The organism is Amycolatopsis sp. NPDC005961 (assembly GCF_040629235.1).
In the GTDB taxonomy this organism is placed as follows: domain Bacteria; phylum Actinomycetota; class Actinomycetes; order Mycobacteriales; family Pseudonocardiaceae; genus Amycolatopsis; species Amycolatopsis camponoti.
On sequence record NZ_JBEXVF010000013.1, the window covers coordinates 158442 to 177814 of the forward strand.

The 19373-nt window shown below is 72.8% G+C and carries 23 protein-coding genes; 15 read left to right on the top strand and 8 right to left on the bottom strand.

What is annotated here, in order from left to right:
• The first annotated feature begins 5 nt into the window (after nt 1-5).
• From ABZ342_RS15100 to ABZ342_RS15140, 9 genes are read left to right on the top strand one after another with little or no spacing between them, the layout of a single operon-like run.
• Nucleotides 6-1337 carry a SidA/IucD/PvdA family monooxygenase gene (locus ABZ342_RS15100; RefSeq protein WP_360473076.1) on the top strand — a complete coding sequence of 444 codons (1332 nt, stop codon included), beginning with the start codon at nt 6-8 and terminating at the stop codon, nt 1335-1337.
• Nucleotides 1334-1705, top strand: a complete 372-nt coding sequence (locus ABZ342_RS15105; RefSeq protein WP_360473079.1) for a cupin domain-containing protein — start codon at nt 1334-1336, stop codon at nt 1703-1705. Before ABZ342_RS15100 ends, ABZ342_RS15105 begins: the two co-directional genes overlap by 4 nt.
• Nucleotides 1702-3240 (top strand): class I tRNA ligase family protein, encoded by a 1539-nt coding sequence (locus ABZ342_RS15110; RefSeq protein ID WP_360473082.1) that lies wholly within the window; start codon nt 1702-1704, stop codon nt 3238-3240. Before ABZ342_RS15105 ends, ABZ342_RS15110 begins: the two co-directional genes overlap by 4 nt.
• Nucleotides 3237-4448 carry an FAD-dependent oxidoreductase gene (locus ABZ342_RS15115; RefSeq protein ID WP_360473085.1) on the top strand — a complete coding sequence of 404 codons (1212 nt, stop codon included), beginning with the start codon at nt 3237-3239 and terminating at the stop codon, nt 4446-4448. The genes ABZ342_RS15110 and ABZ342_RS15115 overlap by 4 nt, the downstream gene beginning before the upstream one ends.
• A complete protein-coding gene (locus ABZ342_RS15120; RefSeq protein WP_360473088.1) occupies nt 4445-5743 on the top strand; it encodes an ATP-grasp domain-containing protein in 1299 nt (432 codons plus the stop codon). Before ABZ342_RS15115 ends, ABZ342_RS15120 begins: the two co-directional genes overlap by 4 nt.
• The gene (locus ABZ342_RS15125; protein WP_155545351.1) at nt 5740-6081 is read left to right on the top strand and encodes a hypothetical protein; all 342 of its coding nucleotides are present in this window, start codon (nt 5740-5742) and stop codon (nt 6079-6081) included. The genes ABZ342_RS15120 and ABZ342_RS15125 overlap by 4 nt, the downstream gene beginning before the upstream one ends.
• Nucleotides 6078-7424 carry an FAD-binding oxidoreductase gene (locus ABZ342_RS15130; RefSeq protein WP_360473092.1) on the top strand — a complete coding sequence of 449 codons (1347 nt, stop codon included), beginning with the start codon at nt 6078-6080 and terminating at the stop codon, nt 7422-7424. Before ABZ342_RS15125 ends, ABZ342_RS15130 begins: the two co-directional genes overlap by 4 nt.
• Nucleotides 7424-7954, top strand: coding sequence for a flavin reductase family protein (locus tag ABZ342_RS15135; protein ID WP_360473094.1), 531 nt, complete (start codon nt 7424-7426; stop codon nt 7952-7954). The genes ABZ342_RS15130 and ABZ342_RS15135 overlap by 1 nt, the downstream gene beginning before the upstream one ends.
• Nucleotides 7955-8010: 56 nt before the next feature.
• A complete protein-coding gene (locus ABZ342_RS15140; protein WP_360473096.1) occupies nt 8011-9060 on the top strand; it encodes a radical SAM protein in 1050 nt (349 codons plus the stop codon).
• Here ABZ342_RS15140 and ABZ342_RS15145 read toward each other — a convergent pair whose 3' ends face one another.
• Nucleotides 9061-9492 carry a MerR family transcriptional regulator gene (locus tag ABZ342_RS15145; protein ID WP_360473098.1) on the bottom strand — a complete coding sequence of 144 codons (432 nt, stop codon included), beginning with the start codon at nt 9490-9492 and terminating at the stop codon, nt 9061-9063.
• A 24-nt stretch (nt 9493-9516) separates the two neighbouring features.
• On the opposite strand from ABZ342_RS15145, the gene ABZ342_RS15150 reads away from it, so the two are divergent.
• A complete protein-coding gene (locus tag ABZ342_RS15150; protein WP_360473100.1) occupies nt 9517-10908 on the top strand; it encodes an MFS transporter in 1392 nt (463 codons plus the stop codon).
• Here ABZ342_RS15150 and ABZ342_RS15155 read toward each other — a convergent pair.
• Both ABZ342_RS15155 and ABZ342_RS15160 read right to left on the bottom strand, forming a co-directional pair.
• Entirely contained in the window at nt 10883-11167 is a 285-nt protein-coding gene (locus ABZ342_RS15155; RefSeq protein WP_360473102.1) for a MoaD/ThiS family protein, read from the bottom strand. The genes ABZ342_RS15150 and ABZ342_RS15155 overlap by 26 nt on opposite strands.
• A 2-nt stretch (nt 11168-11169) precedes the next feature.
• Complete coding sequence (locus ABZ342_RS15160; protein WP_360473104.1) at nt 11170-12252, bottom strand: exo-alpha-sialidase; 1083 nt, start codon at nt 12250-12252, stop codon at nt 11170-11172.
• Nucleotides 12253-12414: 162 nt separating this feature from the next.
• Here ABZ342_RS15160 and ABZ342_RS15165 point away from each other — a divergent pair, with 162 nt between their 5' ends.
• The 3 genes from ABZ342_RS15165 to ABZ342_RS15175 all read left to right on the top strand — a co-directional run bounded on the left by ABZ342_RS15165 (nt 12415) and on the right by ABZ342_RS15175 (nt 14628).
• Nucleotides 12415-12786: a YciI family protein gene (locus ABZ342_RS15165; protein ID WP_360473106.1), complete on the top strand. Its 372-nt coding sequence runs from the start codon at nt 12415-12417 to the stop codon at nt 12784-12786.
• 51 nt (nt 12787-12837) lie between these two features.
• On the top strand, nt 12838-13662 hold the full coding sequence (locus tag ABZ342_RS15170) for an NAD(P)H-binding protein (RefSeq protein WP_360473108.1): 825 nt from the start codon (nt 12838-12840) through the stop codon (nt 13660-13662).
• Nucleotides 13663-13746: 84 nt separating this feature from the next.
• The gene (locus ABZ342_RS15175) at nt 13747-14628 is read left to right on the top strand and encodes a M48 family metalloprotease (protein WP_360473111.1); all 882 of its coding nucleotides are present in this window, start codon (nt 13747-13749) and stop codon (nt 14626-14628) included.
• Here the strand turns inward: ABZ342_RS15175 and ABZ342_RS15180 are convergent.
• From ABZ342_RS15180 to ABZ342_RS15190, 3 genes are read right to left on the bottom strand one after another with little or no spacing between them, the layout of a single operon-like run.
• Nucleotides 14618-15592, bottom strand: a complete 975-nt coding sequence (locus ABZ342_RS15180; protein WP_360473114.1) for an NAD(P)-dependent alcohol dehydrogenase — start codon at nt 15590-15592, stop codon at nt 14618-14620. The two genes, ABZ342_RS15175 and ABZ342_RS15180, sit on opposite strands and share 11 nt — an antisense overlap.
• Nucleotides 15589-15804: a helix-turn-helix transcriptional regulator gene (locus ABZ342_RS15185; RefSeq protein ID WP_360473168.1), complete on the bottom strand. Its 216-nt coding sequence runs from the start codon at nt 15802-15804 to the stop codon at nt 15589-15591. The genes ABZ342_RS15180 and ABZ342_RS15185 overlap by 4 nt, the downstream gene beginning before the upstream one ends.
• Nucleotides 15801-16223 carry a hypothetical protein gene (locus ABZ342_RS15190; RefSeq protein WP_360473117.1) on the bottom strand — a complete coding sequence of 141 codons (423 nt, stop codon included), beginning with the start codon at nt 16221-16223 and terminating at the stop codon, nt 15801-15803. Before ABZ342_RS15190 ends, ABZ342_RS15185 begins: the two co-directional genes overlap by 4 nt.
• Nucleotides 16224-16384: 161 nt before the next feature.
• On the opposite strand from ABZ342_RS15190, the gene ABZ342_RS15195 reads away from it, so the two are divergent.
• A complete protein-coding gene (locus tag ABZ342_RS15195) occupies nt 16385-16735 on the top strand; it encodes a YciI family protein (RefSeq protein WP_360473120.1) in 351 nt (116 codons plus the stop codon).
• Nucleotides 16736-16740: 5 nt separating this feature from the next.
• A complete protein-coding gene (locus ABZ342_RS15200) occupies nt 16741-17976 on the top strand; it encodes an RNA polymerase sigma factor (protein ID WP_360473123.1) in 1236 nt (411 codons plus the stop codon).
• A 144-nt stretch (nt 17977-18120) separates the two neighbouring features.
• Here ABZ342_RS15200 and ABZ342_RS15205 read toward each other — a convergent pair whose 3' ends face one another.
• Together ABZ342_RS15205 and ABZ342_RS15210 are read right to left on the bottom strand one after the other, a co-directional pair.
• Entirely contained in the window at nt 18121-18738 is a 618-nt protein-coding gene (locus ABZ342_RS15205) for an enoyl-CoA hydratase/isomerase family protein (RefSeq protein WP_155545367.1), read from the bottom strand.
• Nucleotides 18735-19328, bottom strand: coding sequence for a TetR/AcrR family transcriptional regulator (locus tag ABZ342_RS15210; RefSeq protein WP_360473126.1), 594 nt, complete (start codon nt 19326-19328; stop codon nt 18735-18737). The genes ABZ342_RS15205 and ABZ342_RS15210 overlap by 4 nt, the downstream gene beginning before the upstream one ends.
• Nucleotides 19329-19373 lie beyond the last annotated feature (45 nt).

Consider the following 19373-nt stretch of genomic DNA (forward strand, 5'->3'; position numbering starts at 1 on the left):
CAGAGATGACTGTCCACGAAGTGGATGTCCTGATGATCGGGGCCGGCCCGGCGAACCTCGCGCTGGCCGTGGCCCTCGAGGAGTGCGGCCGGGCCGGGGTGGCCCGCGGTGCGATGATCCTCGAACAGCACGAAGACGTGAAGTGGCAGCGGAACCTGATGCTGCCGTGGGCGCGCAGCCAGGTGTCGTACGTCAAGGACCTGGTGACCCTGCGCAACCCGCGCAGCCGCTTCTCCTTCCTCAACTTCATGCACGAGCGTGGCGAGCTCGACGAGTTCGTCAACCTCGGCACCTTCAACCCCTTCCGCTGGCAGATCTCCGCCTATCTGCAGTGGGTGGCCGACTCGCTGGAGCAGGTCCGGATCCGGTACAACGCCCGCGCCGAGCGGGTCCTGCCGATCCACTCGGAGTCGGGCCAGGTGCTCGGCTTCACCGTCCCGCTGTCCGACGGCGACACGATCCTCTGCCGCGACCTGGTCGTCGGCGGGGGCCGGGACGCCCACGTGCCCGAGGTGTTCCGCGGGCTGCCGGCCGAGCGGGTCGTGCACAGCACCGAGTTCAGCACCCGCGTCGCCGAGACCACCGCGCTCGCCCGCCCGGGCAAGCCGCTGCGGCCGGTCGTGGTCGGCGGCGCGCAGAGCGCGGCCGAGATGTTCATGGCCCTGCACCAGGAGGCGCCGGGCTCGTCCCCGACGCTGCTGCTACGCGCGATCGCCCTCAAGGACTACCAGACCAGCAAGTTCGTCAACGAGCTGTTCTTCCCGTCCTTCGTCGACGAGTTCTTCACGATGTCCGACGCGGCGCGGGAGAAGGTGCTCGCCGAGATGCACCTGACCAACTACGGCGGCCTGGCCGCGCCGTTCCTCGAAGAGCTCTACACCATGCTCTACAAGCAGAAGATGCTCGGCCAGCCGGTCTCCACGATCCGCGGGTCCGCCGACGTCGTCGGCGCCCGGGCCGAGGGTGACGAGCTCGTGCTCGACGTCCGCGACCTCAAGCACGACACGGTCGAGCAGATCCGCTGCGACGCGGTGTTCCTCGGCACGGGCTTCGACCCGCGGATGCCGTCGATGGTCCGCGGCCTGGCCGACGCGATCGGGCTGGACGCGGTCTCCGTGAACCGGCGGTACCGCGCCGACCTCGGCGCCGGCGCCTACGGGGCGCTGTACCTGCAGGGCGTCAACGAGGCGACGCACGGCATCTCGGACTCGCTGATCAGCGTGCTGGCCCAGCGGTCGGCCGAGATCGCCGGGGACATGGTCGAACGCCGCGTCACGGGCGCGGGCCCGGACGACGACCTCCGCCGCACCGGCGAGTCCGTGGTGGTGGCGGTATGATCGACATCCGCCCCCTCGACCGCACCAACCTGGAACGCGCGTACGGGCTCGACTCGCAGCGGCTGCTGCCCTGGCCGGAGCTCAACGCCCCGTTCGAAGGCGCCTGGTGCGTCCTGCGCCCGCACACGACGTCCACCGCGCACTCCCACCACGAGTACGAGATCTTCATCGCCCTGGCCGGCGTCGCCACGCTGGTCGTCGACGGCGTCCGGCACCTGTTCTCCGCCGGCGACATCGTCCGGCTGCCGCCCGGCTCGAACCACTGCGTCACCAACGAAGGCGACAAGGACTTCGAGTACTACGGCGTCTGGTGGGACACCGAGATGTCGGCGCAGTTCACGGCCCGCCACGAAGCGGGCGTGTCATGAGCGCCCGGACGGTCGTCATCTCGCCCGCCCCGACGGCGAACGGCGACCTGCACCTCGGGCACATCGCCGGGCCGTTCCTGGCCGCCGACGTGCACACCCGCTACGCCCGGTCCCAGGGCCGGGAAGTGTTGCTGGGCACGGGTTTCCAGGACACGTCGACGTTCGTGGTGACGACCGCGCACCGCCGCGGCGTCACCCCGGCGGAGCTGGTCTCCACGTCGGCCGCGCAGATTTCCGCCAGCCTCGAGGCGATGGGCATCGGCGTCGACGGCTACACCGGCGACGACGACCGGTTCACCAAGTGGGTCGTCGACTTCGTCGCCCGGCTGCACTCGGCGGGCAAGCTGGAACTGCGCACGATGAAGTTCCCGTACTCGTCGCGTTCGGGCGAGTTCCTGGTGGACGGCTTCGCGTCCGGCAGCTGCCCGGAGTGCCTCGCCGAATGCTGCGCGGGGCTCTGCGAGAGCTGCGGGCAGCTGGTCGCCGCCGGGGACCTGCTGGACGTCCGGTCCACTTTGGACCCGTCGGACCCGGTGGTGCTGCGCGAAGCCGACGTGCTCGTGCTGCCGGTCGAGCGGTACCGGTCCCGGCTGCGGGCGCATTTCGCCGCGCACGCTTCGGGGATGCGGCCGCACATGGCGCAGGCGATGGCGGCCATGCTGGCGCGGCCGTTGCCGGACTTCCCGGTGACGTACCCGACCTCGTGGGGCATCGAGGTGCCCTTCCCGGAGGTCGCGGGGCAGCGCGTCAACCCCAACGCCGAGCCGATGGCGTGGAGCATGCACTGTTCCGCGCTGTCCGCGGAGAAGCGTTCGGGCCCGGTGTCGTCGGAAGACGCCTTGTGGCTGGCCGGCGCGGGTTCGGAGATCGTGTACTTCCTCGGGTTCGACAACATCTACCCGTTCGCGATCGCCGGCCCGGCCATGCTGCTGGCGCTGGACGGCCGCTACGACCTGCCGACGCGCTACCTCACCAACGAGTTCTACGAGCTGGACCACCGGAAGTTCTCGACCAGCCGCGGGCACGTGGTGTGGAGCCGCGACCTGGCCGCCGAGGTGCCGCGCGACCTGATCCGCTTCCACCTGGCGGCGACCAGCCCGGAGCACCAGCGGACGAGCTTCAGCCGGGACGCGCTGGCGCGGGTGACTTCCGCGCGGCTCGTCGCGCCGTGGAACCGGGTGGCCGACAAGGTCAACCGGTGGGTCGGCCTCGGCCCGCTGCCGGTGTCGTCACGCTCGCGTCGCGCGGCTTCGCGGATGGCTTCGCGGTTCGCGGAGTCGTACGAGCTGGCGGGGTTCAGCCTGAACCGCGCGGCGGAGACGATCGCGGAGCAGCTGGGCCGCCTGGACGGCCGCACGGTGACGGGCGCGGACGCGGGCGACTTCTGCTTCGAGGTCGACCGCCTGGTGCGGGGAGCCGCGCCGATCCTGGTGGACCTGGCATCGCAGGTCCTGGGGGCGGACGCGGGGGTGGACGCGGAGTCGTTCACCCCCGTCGCGCTGCCCCGGCTGCGGGAAGCGGAGGCCGGGAGATGAGCACCGGCATCCGGCAGCGAAGCGCGGCCGTCGCGGTGGATGGTGCGGCGTCGCCGCTTTCCCGGGAAAGCGGCCACCTGGGCCGGAGCTTGCACGTGAAAGCTCCGGCCGGGGTGCGGCGCGACGGCCTGCGGGTCGTCGTCGTCGGTGGGGGGATCAGCGGGCTGCTCACCTCCATCCGGTGCGTGCTCGCCGGGCATCGCGTCGTCCTCCTCGAACGCGGGCCCGTGCCGCATCCCGGGGCCACCTCCTTCGACCAGCACCGGGCGCTGCGGGCGCTCGTCGTCGGGGATCGGGCCGCCACGCGGCGGGCCGCCGAGCTGCACCGGCGGTGGCGGGAGCTCGATGCGCTGCTCTGCGATCACCTGCCGGGTGCCGGGCTCTACCGGCGCGTCGGGGTGCTTCAGGCCCTGCCGCCCGGGCTCATCCCCGCGGCCGTCGCCACCGCGAGCGCCGCCGGCGTTCCGCTGCGGATCGTCCACCCGTCCGCCTACCCCCTCATCGGGTTCCCGCGGGGCAGCGGTGCCGTGTTCGAGCCGCACGCCGGGACGCTGCTCGCCGACCGCGTGCTGCACGCCGCCGCCCGCTGGCTGCGGCACCACCCGGACGCCGAGCTGCGGCCCGGCCGGGAAGCCGTCGCCGTCGACCCGGACCAGGCGAAAGTCCACCTGGCCGACGGCACGACCGTGCCCGGTGACGTCGTCCTCGTCGCCGCCGGGCCGTGGACCGCGGCGCTGGTCGACCGGCCGGTCGCGCTGCACCGGCAGACGATGGTCTACCTGCGCCCGCCCACCGCGCTCGCCCACGCCTGGGCGGCGACGCCCACCGCGGGCGGGCTCGGCGCCGACGGGCGGGCGTGGCTGCTGCCTTCGGTGGCGGGCACGCTGCTCAAGGTGAGCACCGACGCCGTCCGGCGCGAGGTGACCACCCTCGCCGGCCCCGACGACGACGCGGGCTGGGCGGCACGCGTCCTCGCGGCCGGCGTCGTGTCCGATGTGGACGGTTACGACGTCGTGCGCGTCAAGCACTGCCACTACGCCACCGCCGAAGGCGGCGACACGGGCTTCGTCCGCGTCGGGCCCGCCGCCTGGGCCCGCCCGGCCAGCGGCCCCGACGGCTTCCGCACCGCTCCGCAGGCCGCGGACGCCGTCGTCGCCGAGCTCGCCGGCGAAGCCCTCGTTCCCTCGATCCGAAAGGACCTTCGATGAACCCGAACCCGGGCGCGCTGCTCGTCATCGGCAGCGGCCTCAAGCTCTACCGCGAATACCTCGTCCGATCCGTCGCCGCCCGCGCCCGCGAAGCCGGGCTGCGGCTGGTCCTGATCAACAACCTCAAGCCGACCTGGCAGCACGAGTACTTCGACGACATCACCGTGGTCAACGTCTTCGACCACGTGCTGCTCACCGAGACCGCGCGCGAGCTGGCGACGCACTACAGCGTGGCCGGCGTGCTCTGCTGGGACGAGCCGCTGGTCATGCCCGCGGCCGAGCTGGCCGCCGAGTTCGGCGTGCCCGGCCTCAGCATCCCCGGCGTGCACGGCTGCCGCGACAAGCACAGCTGCCGCGTCCGGCTCACCGCCGCCGGCCTGCCGCAGCCCGGCTTCCACCTGGCCGTCGACCTCCACGACGCCCGCGCGGCGGTCACCCGCATCGGCTTCCCGGTGGTCGTCAAGCCCCGCGCGCTCGGCGCCAGCATGGGCGTCTCCCTCGCCCGCGACGCGGGGGAGTTCGACGCCGCCTACCGCGTCGCGCACGAGGCCAGCCTCGTCGGCGACGAGCCCTACCGCGGCGGCGCGATCATCGAGGGCTTCGCCGACGGTCCCGAGATCAGCATCGACGGCGCCGTCCACAAGGGCGAGTACCTGCCGATGTTCATCGCCCGCAAGAGCACCGGGATGCCGCCGTTCTTCGAGGAGACCGGTCACCTCGTCGACGCGGGCGACCCGCTGCTGCGCGACGAAGAGCTGCTGCGCGTCCTGACCGAAGCGCATCGCGTGCTCGGCGTCGAGAACGGCATCACCCACACCGAAGTCCGGCTCACGACGAACGGCCCGGTGATCATCGAGGTCAACGGGCGCCTCGGCGGCGACCTCATCCCGTTGCTCGGCAAGACGGCCACCGGCATCGACCCGGGCAGCGTGCTGTTCGACGTCGCCACCGGCCAGCGCCCGGACGTCACCCCGACGCGGTCCGGGGTCGCCGGCATCCGGTTCGGCTACCCGGACCACGACTGCGTCGTGCACTCGGTCGAGGTGCCGTGGGACGCCCCCGGCCTGGTCATGGCCTCGCCCATGGTCGAGCCGGGCACCACGCTGCGGCTGCCGCCGGGCGGGTACATCGCGCGGCACTCGTTCGTCGCGTGCGAGGCGGGCGACGCCGAGACGTGCCGTCAGCGGCTGGCGCACGCGGCCTCGCTGGTCGAGGTGGACGCCGTCGAGATCGAGCCGCCGCCCGCCGGCACCACCCTGGCGATGCCGGCCGGACTCCTGGACGTGGACGAATGAGCATCCACTACGACGGCCGCCGGTTCCGCGCGCTGGGCGGCGGCGACGGCACGTACGCGGAGTACCGCCAGCACGGCGACCTGGTGTGGGCCGAGTTCGAGGGCGGCCACGTCCGGCGCGGCACGGTGACCGGCACCTGCGACGCCGCCGGCGTCCTGCGGCTGGCCTACACGATGGTGCTCGAGAGCGGCGAGGTGATCGCGGGGAACAGCGTGAACACCCCGCAGTGGCACGGCGGCACCCTGGTGCTGCGCGAAGTCTGGGAACGCCACGGCGAGCACGCGGCCACCGGCGTCTCCTACCTCGAAGAGGTCGCGCTCGAAAGCCGCGCGTCATGACGACGTGGGACGGCCTGCGCGGCCTGGGCGAACTCCGGTTCCCCGGCGACCCCGGCTTCGCCGCCGCGGCGCCGGTGAACCGGCGGTTCGCCGCCACCCGGCCCGCGGCGGTGCTGACCGTGACGAGCGCGGCCGGCGTCGCCCGGGCCGTCGAGTGGGCCCGCGCGGAGTCCGTGCCGCTCGCGGTCCGCGGCGGCGGGCACAGCTACGCGGGCCACTCGGCGGGCCCCGGCCTGGTGCTCGACCTCGGGCGGCTGTCCGGGATCCGCGTCGACCGCGGCACCGGGCTGGTCACCGTCGGCGGCGCGACGCCGATGAAGGCGCTCTACGCCGGGTTGCGGCCGTGGGACCTGACCTTCCCGCTCGGCAACTCCGACACCGTCGGCATCGGCGGCCTGACCCTCGGCGGCGGCGTCACGACGATCTCCCGCGCGCACGGCCTGACGTGCGACGCGCTGGTCTCGACCGACGTCGTGCTCGCTGACGGCTCGCTGGTCACGGCGTCGGCCACGGAGAACCCGGACCTGTTCTGGGCCTGCCGAGGCGGCGGGGGCGGCACCTTCGGCGTCAACACGAGCTTCACGTTCCAGGCGCGCCCCGCGCCGTCCGGCTCGACGTGCGTCGTGCTCTGGGCGTGGCCGCACGCGGTCGAGGTCCTCGCGGTGATGCAGGAGATCATGCTCGCCGCGCCCGAGGAGTTCTCCGCGCGGATCGGCATCGCGCGCTCGGCGGGTGAGGACGGCGTCGTTTCCGTGGTGGGCCACCACCTCGGCCCGGCCTCGGAGCTGGGGGAGCTGCTGGCGCCGGCCTTCGCCGTCGCGGCTCCCGACCGCGTCGACATCGAAGACCGGGACTTCTGGGACGCGGCGTCCTTCCTGCACCACAGCAGCGAAGGCGGCGCGTTCGCCGTCCGCACGCGCTGCACCCCGCACGCGATCGCGGACGCCGGGCTGGAGGCGCTCGTCCGGGCCGTCGAGAAGTGGCCCGGCAGCGGCAACCCCGACGGCGCCGGGGCCGCGTTGTTCGCGTGGGGCGGGGCGATCGGCCGCGTCCCGGTGGCGGACACCGCTTTCCCGCACCGCGACACGAAGTTCCTGCTCAGCCTGGACACTTCGTGGACCGAGCGGGACGCGCCCGGCGTCGTCGCGGCGAACCTGGACTGGCTGCACGCACTGCACGCCGAGACGGGCGAGTTCGCGCCGGACGCGTCGTACGTCAACTTCACCGATCCGGACCTCGAGGACTGGCGCGGCGCCTACTACGGCGCGAACGCCGCCCGGCTCGCCGAGGTCAAGCGCCGGTACGACCCGGACCGGTTCTTCTCGCACCCGCAGGGGTTGTGATGGCTCCCGATCTCCGTGGCGCGATGCGCACCTTCGCGACCGGCGTGTGCGTCGCCACGACGTACCGCGACACCTCCGGCGGCCGGCGGCACGACGCCGTCACCGTCAACTCCCTGGGGTCGATCTCCCTCGACCCGCCGCTGGTTTCGCTGTCCTTCCGCAAGGAGTCGGCGTTCCTGGCGGACCTGCTGGACGCCGGCCGCTGGGTGGTGTCGATCCTGCCGGCGGACGCCCGCGACGTGGCCCGCCGGTTCGCCGGCCCGCGTGCGGCGCGGGCGTCCGAAATCGCCGTCCTGGAAGCGAAGCCGGGGTCGCTCACCGGGGCGCTGGTGCTCGAGGGCGCGAGCTGGCTGGAGTGCGCCCTGGCCGAGAAGATCGACCTGGGCGACCACACCCTGGTCGTCGGCGAGGTGCTGGCCACGGGCCACGACCGGCACGCGCCGGCGCTGGTGTTCGTGCACGGCGGCTACCACGCGGTCACCGATCCGCGCGCCGTTTCCGGGCCGGGCCAGTGGGGCGAAGCGCTGTAGGGGTCGTGTCCGAATCTGGCTAGCCCGGCCTCGCCGGGCCGGGCATGCTCGGCGGAGTGAGTGGAGAAGCGATGCGCTGGAGCGGCCAGCGCACGGACCGGGTCGACGAAGGAACGCTGCCGGGCCTGGCCCGGCTGACCGGGTTCGTGCGCAGCGTCCGCACGCCGGAGTTCCGGGACGTGACGTTCCACGAGGTGCTCGCGAAGAGCGCGTTGAACCACGTCCCGGCGGACGCGCGCATGCTGCCGGGCGAGTACACGATCAACCCGTACCGCGGCTGCACCCACGCGTGTCAGTACTGCTTCGCGCGCAACACGCACACGCGTCTCGGCCTGAACATCGCCGGCGACTTCGACAACGAGATCATCGTCAAGACGAACATCGTGGAGGTGCTGCGGGGCGAGCTGGCCCGCAAGCGCAAGCTCCCGCCGCGCGTGGCGTTCGGCACGAACACGGACGTCTACCAGCGCGCGGAGGGCCGGTACGAGTTGATGCCGGGCATCATCGACGCCCTGGCGGGGCACCGGGTGCCGTTCTCGATCCTGACCAAGGGGCCGCTGATCCGCCGGGACCTCGATCACCTGGCCCGGGCCGCCGGGCGGACGACGGTGCACCTGGGCGTGTCGCTGTCGATGCTGGACGAGGAGCTCCAGCAGTCGGTGGAGTTCGGCACGGCGACGACGACGGCCCGGCTGGCGACGGTCCGCGCGATCCGCGACGCGGGGCTGGAGTGCACGGTGTTCCTGTCGCCGATCCTGCCGCACCTGTCGGATTCGGTCTCGCAGCTGGAGTCCTTGGTGGCGGCGGTGGCCGCCGCCGGGGCGACGGACGTGCTGTACCACCCGCTGTACTTGTCTTCGGGCGTCAAGGACGTGTTCTTCGCTTGGCTGCGGCGGGCGTACCCGGCGTTGGTGGGGGAGTACACGAAGCTGTACTCGTCCGGGTCGGAGACGTCCTACCGGCATGAGATCGGCGCCCGGATCCGGCCGCTGATCGCGAAGTACGGGTTCCCGGAGCCCAGCAAGGAGATCGAGGACAAGTTCGCGTTGAACGGCCGGCGGGGTCGGCCACCGCAGGAAGAACCGGCCCAGGCCACGCTGTTCTGACTACCGGGCACCGCCCGGCGCCCACAGGCCGTCGGCGTCCCCGGCGGCCAGACGTCCCCGGTAAACCCCGATCTTCCGGTCGATCAGCCGCAGGTTCTCCTCCAGCTCCGCCAGCCGGGCCAGGACGTCGTCGCGGTGGGACTCCAGCAGTGCCAACCGCTCCTGCTCGTTCCCGTGGCCCGCGCCGACCAGCTCCGCGTAGCGGCGGATCACCTTGATCGGCATGCCGGTGGCCCGCAGCTTGGTGTAGATCCTGATCCAGTCCAGGTCGAGCTTCCGGTACCGGCGCCGGCCGCCCGAAGTGCGGTCGACCCGCGTGACCACCAGGCCGGCTCGTTCGTAGTAGCGCAGCGTGTGCGCGCTGACCCCGGAGCGGCGCGCCGCCTCGGCGATGGTCAGCCCGGCCTCGGGGATCGGTTTGACTTCGAGCACGCTCTAAATCCTACCGTCGGCGGCATGAAGTCTCCCGCGCTCGTGCTGGCCATCTGCTGCACCAGCATCGTCGTCGCCGTCATGGACATCTCGATCGTCACCGTCGCCCTGCCGTCGATCCGCCGGGACCTCGGCGCGTCCGTCGAAGGTCTGCAGTGGACAGTCGACGCCTACACGCTGGTGCTGGCCGGGTTCCTCGTGCTCGCCGGGTCCACCGCCGACCGGTTCGGGCGCAAGCGCGTCTTCCTCACCGGTCTCGCCGTCTTCGGGATCGGGTCGCTGCTCTGCAGCCTGGCGCCCGGCATCGACTGGCTGATCGCCGCCCGCGCCGTCCAAGCGGCCGGGGGGACCATGCTCAACCCGGTCGCACTGGCCATCGTCGTCACCACCTTCCCCGCCCCGGCCGAACGCGCCCGCGCGATCGGCGTGTTCGGGGCGATGTCCGGCCTGGCGCTCGCGCTCGGGCCGATCCTCGGCGGCGCGCTCGTCGACGGACTGGGCTGGCGGGCCGTCTTCTGGGTCAACGTCCCGATCATCGCCGCCGCCATCGCGGCCACCCTGAAATTCGTCCCCGAATCCCGGGCGGCCCGCCCGCGCCGGTTCGACCCGCTCGGCCAGGTGCTCGTCGTCCTCGTGCTCGGCTGCGTCGTGGCCGCCATCATCGAGGCCCGCGCGCTGGGCTGGACGTCGCCGGTGATCCTCGGCCTGCTGGCCTTCGCCGCGCTCGCCGTGGCCGCACTCCTGCGTCACGAGCCGCGCCGCGCCGATCCGCTGCTCGAACTGCGCCTCTTCCGCAGCGTGGCGTTCAGCGGCGCGATCGTCACGGCGCTGTTCGCGCTCTGCGGGTTCGGCGCCTTCCTCTTCGTCACCACGCAGTACCTGCAGGACACCCGCGGCCTGACGGCGTTGACGGCCGGGCTCTGCCTGCTCCCGGTCGGCGTGCTCGTTGTGGTCTTGTCCCCGCGGACCGGACGGCTGGTCGGCACGCGCGGCCCACGGCTGCCGCTGGTCGTCGCCGGGATCGCGCTCGCCCTCGGCGGCGTGACGGCGGGGTGGCTCGGCCCGGCGACGCCGCTGCCGCTCGTGCTGGTGGTCTCCCTGCTGTTCGGCGTCTTCCTCGGCACAGTCAACCCGCCGATCACCAACACCGCCGTCTCCGGGATGCCGGGCTCGATGGCCGGCGTGGCCGGGTCGCTGGCCTCGGCCGGCCGGCAGACCGGCACGACCCTGGGCGTCGCGCTCGCCGGGACGGTCGGGGCGGGACCCGGCGTGTGGTGGCTGGTCACCGCCCTGGGCGCGGGTGTCCTCGTCCTCGCCCTCGTCAGCACCGGCGAGCGGGCGGCCGCCACCGGCCGGCGCGCCGCGGAGCTGTTCGCCGAGGTGGAAGGAGTCAGCCGCCGGCGACCGACGGGATGATCTGCACCTCGCCGCGGTCGCGCAACGCCGTCGACGGGCCGTCGAGCCGGCGGCACTCCTCGCCGTCGACGTAGAAGTTGACGTACCGGCGCAGGCCCGCTTGCTCGTCGCGCAGCCGCCGTTCCAGCGCCGGGTACCGCCGCGCGAGCTCGTCGAGCAGCGCCCCGAGCGTGGCCGCCTCGCCGAGCTCGACCTCCAGCCGGGACTCGCCGCCGGTCTTCGCCCGCAGGGGACCGGGCACCAGCACGGTGATCAGCACGGTCACACCGTCGCGGCGCGGACGCTCAGCACGTCCGGCAGGTGCGAGACGACCAGCTCCCAGCTGTCGCCGTCGTCCCGGCTGGCGTAGACGTCGCCGGTCCGCGAGCCGAAGTACACCCCGGCCGGGTCGGCGTCGTCGGCGCACATCGCGTCGCGCATGACCCCGGCCCAGTACCCGTCCGGCAGGCCGGCGCCCATGGCCTCCCACGACTTCCCGGCGTCTTCGCTGCGGTACACCCGGCACCGGCCTTCGGGCGGGAACCGCATGACGTCGGCGGTCAGCGGGAACGTGTAGATCACCTCGGGCCGGTGCGGGTGGACGACCATCGGGAAGCCGAAGTCGCTGGGCAGTCCGTCGGCGATGGACTGCCAGCTCGCGCCGGCGTCGTCGCTGCGGTAGACGCCGTGGTGCACCTGCGCGAAGAACCGGTCCGGCGCGCTCGGGTGCATCGCGACCTTGTGCACGCAGTGGCCGTACTCGGGGTACGGGTCGGGCACGTGCACGGCCTTGATGCCGGTGTTGCTCGCCCGCCAGGACGCGCCGCCGTCGTCGGTGCGGTAGACGCCGCCGGTCGACATCGCCACGGTGACGCGGCCCGGCTCGACCGGGTCCGGGAGCACCGTGTGGATCGCCTTGCCGCCGCCCCCGGGCGTCCAGTGCTCGCGGTGCGGGTGGTCCCACAGGCCGCGGACCAGCTCGTAGGTGCGGCCGCCGTCCTCCGACCGGAACAGCGCGGACGGCTCGGTGCCGGCGTAGACGACGTCCGGTTCGCTCGCCGGCCCGGGCACGAGCTGCCAGGCCCGCACGAGTGACTCGGCGGTGTCCGGCGGGAAGGCGATGGGAGCGTGGTCGGGTTCCTGCCAGGTGGCGCCCAGGTCGTCGCTGGTCGCGACGCTCGGCCCGAAGTGCTCGCTGGTGACTCCGGCGAGCAGCCGCGGCGCCGCCCGGCGCGTGTCGATGCCGACCGCGTACACCTCGGTCATCGGGTGGTGGGGGCCGGTCACCTCCCAGCTCGAGCGGTCGTCCGGGCCGGTCACCAGCCACAGACCCTTGCGCGTCCCGATCGCGAGCACGACAGCCATCCGGGCACCCTCCCTCGAAGTGACCGGTGTCACAGTACTCTCCCGGAAAAGATCTCCGGGAAAATGTCGAACGCCGGAAGCGGCCGATCGACGCGGGGGTGAAGGCCGGTCGACGAACCCGGGAGAACCCGGGCCCGGCCGACGAGAACAGGGAGAAAGACCATGCGTTTCCTCATGATGCACCGGCTCGACGAGAACGACCCGCAGGCGTGGAACCCCAGCCCGGAGTTCATGCAGAAGATGGGCGGGTTCATCCAGGAGTCGGCCGAGAAGGGCATCCTGATCACCGCCGAGGGCGTCCACCGGTCGGACAAGGGCGCGCTGGTCCGCAAGCCGCGCGGGGCGGCGATCCGCGTCACCGACGGGCCCTTCGCCGAGGCCAAGGAGGTCATCGGCGGGTTCGCCCTGATCAACGCCGCCGACCAGGCGGAGGCGGTCGAGTTCGCGAAGAAGTACACCGAGCTGTTCGACCTCGAGATCGAGGTCGAGGTGCGCCAGGTCGTCGAGTTCGACGACCTGCCGGCGCAGGACTGACGGCCGCCGGTGGCGCTACGCTGCCCGGGAACCGACTCTGGGGGTGGAGCGATGTTCCTGGTCACCGGCGCCACCGGCAACGTCGGCTCGGAAGTGGTCGCGGCACTGGCCGAAGCGGGTGATCCGGTCCGGGCGCTGGTGCGCCGGCCGGACGCCGTGCTCCCGGACGGCGCCGAAGCCGTCGTGGGCGATCTCGACGATCCCGCGAGTCTCGGAGACGCGCTCGAGGGCGTCGACGGGATCTTCTTGCTGCCGGGCTATCAGGACATGCCCGGCATGCTGGCGAAGGCGCGCGACGCGGGCGTCCGCCGGATCGTGCTGCTGTCCGGCGGCTCGGCGGCGCTGGAAGACCTGGACAACGCGGTCTCGGCGTACATGACCCTCGCCGAACGCGCGGTCCGGGAATCGGGGCTGGACTGGACTTTCCTGCGCCCGCGCGCGTTCATGGCGAACGCGCTGCGCTGGCTCCCGCAGCTGCGGGAGGGCGATACGGTCCGCGCGCAGTTCCCGCACGTCGCGGCCGCCTGCGTCGACCCGGCGGACATCGCCGCGGTGGCGGCGCGGGCGCTCGCGGGCGGCCACGAAGGACGGATCCACGACCTGACCGGCCCGGTGGCGCTGCGGCCCGCCGACCAGGTCGCGGTGCTGGCCGAGGTGCTCGGCCGGAAGCTGGAGTTCGTCGGGCTCACGAACGACGAGACGCGCGCCGAGCTGACGGCGAGCATGCCGCGCGAGTACGTCGAAGCGTTCTGGGACTTCTACGTCGGCGGAACGCTGGACGAGGCGACGGTGTACCCGACGGTCGCCGAGGTGACGGGCCGGCCCGCTCGCACCTTCACCGACTGGGCCGAGGCGCACGCGGACGCGTTTTCCTGACAGCTCCCGGACAGTTCGGGCGGACCGTTGTGCTCCGCCCGGCGCCACGCCAAGGTGGATCCGGCGTCGGCCGGGAGGGGAAGCGTGAGCGACAAGGAGCGGGCGCGGATCGATCTTTCCGCGGTCCTGGGCGTGGTGCTCGCCGTCCCGGTGGTCGCCAGCAGCCTGCTGGTGCTGGGCCTGCTCGGGAAGCTGCTCTGGCCGGCGTACTTCTGGGTGCTCCCGGCCGGCTGGGCGCTGGCCGGTGCGATCACGTTCGTCCCCGCCTACGAGCACCTCGTGCTGTCCGTGCTGCTCAAGATGCGCGAGCCGAGCCAACGGGAGCTGACCTGGCTCACGCCGAGCTGGGCGGCCGTCTGCGCCGCGGCCGGCGTCGACGGCGGCCGGTACCGGTTGTGGGTCGAGCCGTCGCGCGAGCTGAACGCCTTCGCCGCCGGGGGCCGGACCGTCGCGGTGACCCGGGCCGCCCTCGACCTGGAGCGCCCGGGCCTGGAAGCGATCCTCGCCCACGAGCTGGGCCACCACCTGTCCGGGCACACGCGGGCGAACCTGCTGGTCCACTGGCTCGGGTTGCCGGCCCGGGTGCTGGCCCGGCTGATCCGGCTGCTCGCCTGGGTGGTGCCGCACGTCGGCCGCGTGTTCCGCTCGTTCGGCCGGTCGGCCGAGGTGCTGGTCACCGTGCTGCTCAGCCTGGGCATCCTCACCGCCCTCGCGTTCCTCGACCCGTGGCTGCTGCTGACGCCGTTGCTCGGCCCGGTGCTCGCGTGGTCGAAGCGGCTCGGCGAGTACCGGGCCGACCGGATGGCGGCGCGGCTGGGCTACGGCCGGGAGCTGGCGCTGCTGCTCAAGGCGTGGAACCTGCGGGACCGCGGCGACGAGCGCCGGCTGTGGTCCCGGTTGATGGCCGGGCACCCCGCCCACATCGACCGGGTCAAGCGGCTGAAGGACCTTGGCGTCAGGTTATGAGCACTGTGAGCACGACTTTGCCGGCCGCGCGGCCCGCGTGGAGGTGGCCGATGGCGGCGGCGACGTCGGCGAGGGGGTAGGTCCGGTCGAGCACCGGGGTGAGCTTCCCGGCTTCGATCAGGTCTCGCAGGACTTCGAGGTCTTCGCCGCGCACGCGGGAGACGAGCCCGCACAAGCGGTGCCGGACGAACGGGTTCAGCAGCGCCGCCCGGAACACCCGCTGGATGCCGCCGAGCCACCGGCCGCCGTTTTCGCCGCCGGCGATCACGAGCGTGCCGCGCGGGGTCAGCGCCCGGCGCAGGGTGGTCAGCGAGCGCAGGCCCGCGGTGTCGACGATCAGGTCGTACCGCCGCGCCGCGATGTCCTCGCGCGTGTAGTCGACGACGTGCTCGGCGCCGAGGGTGCGGACCAGGTCCGTCTTGGCGGTGCTGCACACCCCCGTGACCTCCGCGCCGAAGGCCTTGGCCAGCTGCACCGCGAAGGTGCCGATGCCGCCCGCCGCCCCGATGACCAGGACGCGCTGCCCGGGCCGCACGCGGCCGGCGTCGCGCAGGGCCTGCAGGGCGGTGCCGCCGGAAACCAGGACGGCCGCCGCCTGCTCGAAGGAGAGGCGGGCGGGTTTCGCCGCGACGAGGTCCTGCTTCGCGACGGCGTACTCGGCGAAGGCGCCTTCGCAGACGCCGAACACCTCGTCGCCCGGGCGGACCCGCGTGACGCCGTCGCCGGTTTCCTCGACGGTGCCGGCGAAGTCGAGGCCCCGCACCGGCAGCTTCGGCCGGCGCAGCCCGAAACCCAGCAGGCGCAGCAGGTACGGGTGCCCGGTGGTCAGGTGGCGCACGCCCGGGTCGACGCCGGCCGCGTGCACGCGCACGACGACCTCGCCGGCACCGGGCGACGGTCTGGCGGTGTCGCGGAACTCGAGGACGTCCGGGCTGCCGTAGCGGTCTTGGACGATCGCTTTCATGGTGACTCCTCCGGGTACTGGAACACTTCTTCGAGCGGGACTCCGAACACGTGCGCGATCTGGAACGCCGTCTCGAGCGACGGCGAATAGCGGCCCTGCTCGATCGCGATGACGGTCTGGCGGGTGACGCCGATCCGGGCGGCGAGGTCGGCCTGGGTCATCTGGCCGTGCGCGAACCGGAGGGCGCGGAGCGAGTTGGTCACGCGGGTCACCACGGCTGGAAACCTCGGCGGTAGGCGAAGATCCGGGCGATCGACCCGAGGATCGCCGAGAGCGTGAAGGCCAGGTGGACGGCGTTGGCGATCCAGAAGTACGGCGCCTCGGCCATGGCCAGCAGCAGGGCCGCCACGGCGCCGATGACGACGAACGAATGGCCGACGTACTCGCCGAACCGGCCGATCTCGCGATCGCGCTGGTCCTTCCCGCCGTCGCGGGAGATCATCGCGGCGAGGATGCTCGCGACGATCGCCGCCGCGATGGACGCGCCGATCGTCCCCAGCATGGGCGCGATGTAGGGGACTTCGGCCAGTGGCCGCCCGCCGGCCCGGCCGAGGATCAGGACGACGTAGACCGCGTAGCTCGCTATCGCGCAGATCCCGAGGATCCAGGCGCGTTTCTCTTCGTGGGGCACGGCTCGCTCCCGTGTAAAGCAACTTTGACATCCCCAAGGTAAAGCAAAACAGACATCGTGTCAAAGTTTCTTGACATGAGAAAATCTTCGGCGAGGGTGTCCAAGGCGGCGTCGGCCGTTCGTAGTCACCGCGTACGACAACCGAGCCACCGGAGGATCCCGTGAAGTACCTGATGCTGATCAACGCCTCGCTCGACGCGGACGGCGCGCCCACCGGCTGCAGCACGCCCGAGGACTGGATGCTGTTCGACAAGGCCATGAAGGACGCCGGCGTCCACGTCGGCGGGAACTCGCTCGCCGACTTCACCACGGCCGCCGCGGTCCGCGTCGACGAGAGCGGCGAGCGGATCGTCACCGACGGGCCGTTCGCCGAATCCCGCGAGGTGCTCGGCGGCTACTTCGTCGTCGACGTCCCGGACTTCGACGTCGCGCTCGACTGGGCGGCGCGCTGCCCGGGCGCCCGCGACGGCGGGCACATCGTCGTCCGGCCGCTCGCTTCGTACGGGGACTGACGGCGGTGGAGGGGCGGGCGGCGGTCGAAGCCGTGTTCCGGGAGGAGCGCGGGCTGCTGCTCGCCGCGCTCGTGCGCCGGTTCGGCGACCTCGACCTGGCCGAAGAGGTGACGTCGGAAGCCATCGAGGCCGCGCTGGTGCACTGGCCCGTCGACGGCGTGCCGCCGAATCCGGGCGCCTGGCTGATGACGACCGCGCGGCGCAAGGCCGTGGACCGGCTGCGCCGCGACCAGGCCTACGCGGCCCGGCTCGCGGTGCTTCAGGTCGAGGCCGACCGCGCGGCGCCCGCCCCGCCGTCCGACGGCGGCCTGCCCGACGAGCGGCTCCAGCTGTTCTTCACGTGCGCCCACCCCGCGTTGCCCGCGGAGGACCGGACGGCGCTGACCCTGCGCTGCCTGGCCGGGCTGACGACACCGGAGGTGGCGCGCGCGTTCCTGGTGCCCAGCGCGACGATGGGCAAGCGGATCGTGCGGGCGAAGAACCGGATCCGGGCGGCCCGGATCCCGTTCCGGGTGCCGGACGCCGCCGAGCTGCCCGGCCGGCTGCCGGGCGTGCTCCAGGTCGTCTACTCGATCTTCACCGAGGGGTACGCGGCCAGTTCCGGCCCGGACCTGCAGCGGCTCGACCTGGCGGAGGAGGCGATCCGGCTGGCCCGGATCCTGCGGCGGCTCCTGCCGGGGGAGCGGGAGGTCGCAGGCCTGCTGGCGCTGATGCTCCTGATCCACGCGCGCCGCGACGCCCGCACGGGTCCGGACGGCGACCTGGTGCTCCTCGACGACCAGGACCGCGGCCGCTGGGACGGCGCGATGATCTCGGAGGGGACGTCCCTGGTCGAGGTCGCGCTGACCGGCGGGCCCCCGGGGCTGTACGGCGTCCAGGCAGCGATCGCGGCCCTGCACGACGAGGCACCGGACGTTTCCCGGACGGACTGGCCGCAGATCGTGGCGCTGTACGACGTCCTGCGCGGGCTGGCACCGTCCCCGGTGGTGGACCTGAACCGAGCGGTGGCGGTGGCGATGCGCGACGGCCCGGCAGCGGGGCTGGTCCTGCTCGAATCGCTGGCGGAGGAGCCCCGGCTGCGCGAGTACAGCCCGTTCCCGGCGGCCCGGGGAGACCTCCTCGCCCGAGCGGGCCACCACACCGAAGCGGCGGCCGCGTACGAAGAGGCGCTGGCGTTGGCGGGCACGGAACCGGAGCGCGCCCACCTGCGCCGCCGCCTGGCCGAGTGCCCGAAGCCGTGAATGGCCATTGGGGGACCCAGAGTCCTTTGATGGGCCATTCACGGACTTGAGGGCCGAGGGTGCCTTCGCGGCATCCGGCCCGGGCGTGCGGTCACCCGGAACTGTCGGTGGCCCCCGGTAAGCTGGAAACCGGGGGCCGGAGGCCTACGCGGGTGCGCGCAGCGCCGCGACCGCCGGGGCGAACATCGTCGCCTTGATCGCGCCCAGCGTGCCCTTGTCCTTGCCCGCCAACGCTTCGACCCGCTCGGAAGCCACCTTCACCACGTCACCCTCGGCGGCGATCTCGTCCACCAGCCCCAAGGACAAGGCGTCCGCGCCGCCGAACCGGCGTCCCGTCGTCATCGACGCGATCGCCGCCGCCGGCGTCAGCTTGCCCTGGATCAACGCCGCCATCCCCGGCGTGAACGGGATGTTGATGTCCGCCTCGGGAAAGCAGAAGTAGCCCCGATCGCCGCGCATCACGCGGAAGTCGTGCGCCATCGCCAGCATCGCGCCCGCGCCGAACGCGTGGCCGTTGACCGCCGCGACCGTCGGCACCGGCAGCGTCAGCACGCGCGCGAACAGCTCCTGCACCTCGGCGACGTACTCGGCCGCCTTGTCCCCGTTGGCCATGAGCCAGTCGAGGTCGAGGCCGTTCGAGTAGAACTTGCCGCCGCCGGTGGTCACCAGCACGTCGTCCACATCGTCCAAAGTGGAATGGACGCGCTGCAGCCAGTCCGGTGAGAAGCGGTTTTCGTCGTCGCCCAAGTGCAGAACGGTCAAGGTCGGTCCTTCTCTCGAGGGGGCACGGTCAGCACGGCTCGCACGGCGGCGGCCAGCCGCTCCCGCACCAGTGGGTCGGTGATGTCCCGCCGGAAGAACGCGGTCGGCAGGTCGACGACGCAGGTGGTGATCACCTCGACGGCCAGTCCGTCGCCGCGGTCCCACACCCGGCGCGCCAGCCGCACGAGCAGCGCGACCAGGCGTTTGTCCAGCGCGTGCAACGCCTCCGCCAGCTCGTCCGGCAGTTCGGGTCCGAACAACCGGTCGCCCCGCACCCGCAGCAGCATCCGGGCCCCGTCGGGACGCAGCAACGCGAACTCCGCCGGGGTGTCCGCGGCCGCGACGACGGCGTCTTCCGGTGAGGTAGCGGCGTCCACCCGCGAGGTCTGCAGGTCCAGGAACGCGGTCGCCGCGCGCAGCCAGACCTGGGCCAGCACCGCGCTGAGCGACCCGAACGCGTGGTAGATCGTCCCGTTCGGCACGCCCGCGGCGGTGGCCAGGCCACGCACGGTGACCTCTCCCGACGACGCGACCAGCCGTTCGGCGACGTCGAGCAGCGCGTCGAGGTCGTGGACGCGGGGGCGGGGCATGCCGCGACCGTAACAGAACACGTGCTCCAAAACCAGGGCGGTAAG

Coding starts and splice junctions, on each gene's coding strand:
- ABZ342_RS15100 (WP_360473076.1), top strand. CDS start 6: ATGACTGTCCACGAAGTGGATGTCCTGATGATCGGGGCCGGCCCGGCG.
- ABZ342_RS15105 (WP_360473079.1), top strand. CDS start 1,334: ATGATCGACATCCGCCCCCTCGACCGCACCAACCTGGAACGCGCGTAC.
- ABZ342_RS15110 (WP_360473082.1), top strand. CDS start 1,702: ATGAGCGCCCGGACGGTCGTCATCTCGCCCGCCCCGACGGCGAACGGC.
- ABZ342_RS15115 (WP_360473085.1), top strand. CDS start 3,237: ATGAGCACCGGCATCCGGCAGCGAAGCGCGGCCGTCGCGGTGGATGGT.
- ABZ342_RS15120 (WP_360473088.1), top strand. CDS start 4,445: ATGAACCCGAACCCGGGCGCGCTGCTCGTCATCGGCAGCGGCCTCAAG.
- ABZ342_RS15125 (WP_155545351.1), top strand. CDS start 5,740: ATGAGCATCCACTACGACGGCCGCCGGTTCCGCGCGCTGGGCGGCGGC.
- ABZ342_RS15130 (WP_360473092.1), top strand. CDS start 6,078: ATGACGACGTGGGACGGCCTGCGCGGCCTGGGCGAACTCCGGTTCCCC.
- ABZ342_RS15135 (WP_360473094.1), top strand. CDS start 7,424: ATGGCTCCCGATCTCCGTGGCGCGATGCGCACCTTCGCGACCGGCGTG.
- ABZ342_RS15150 (WP_360473100.1), top strand. CDS start 9,517: ATGAAGTCTCCCGCGCTCGTGCTGGCCATCTGCTGCACCAGCATCGTC.
- ABZ342_RS15160 (WP_360473104.1), bottom strand. CDS start 12,252: ATGGCTGTCGTGCTCGCGATCGGGACGCGCAAGGGTCTGTGGCTGGTG.
- ABZ342_RS15165 (WP_360473106.1), top strand. CDS start 12,415: ATGCGTTTCCTCATGATGCACCGGCTCGACGAGAACGACCCGCAGGCG.
- ABZ342_RS15170 (WP_360473108.1), top strand. CDS start 12,838: ATGTTCCTGGTCACCGGCGCCACCGGCAACGTCGGCTCGGAAGTGGTC.
- ABZ342_RS15180 (WP_360473114.1), bottom strand. CDS start 15,592: ATGAAAGCGATCGTCCAAGACCGCTACGGCAGCCCGGACGTCCTCGAG.
- ABZ342_RS15210 (WP_360473126.1), bottom strand. CDS start 19,328: ATGCCCCGCCCCCGCGTCCACGACCTCGACGCGCTGCTCGACGTCGCC.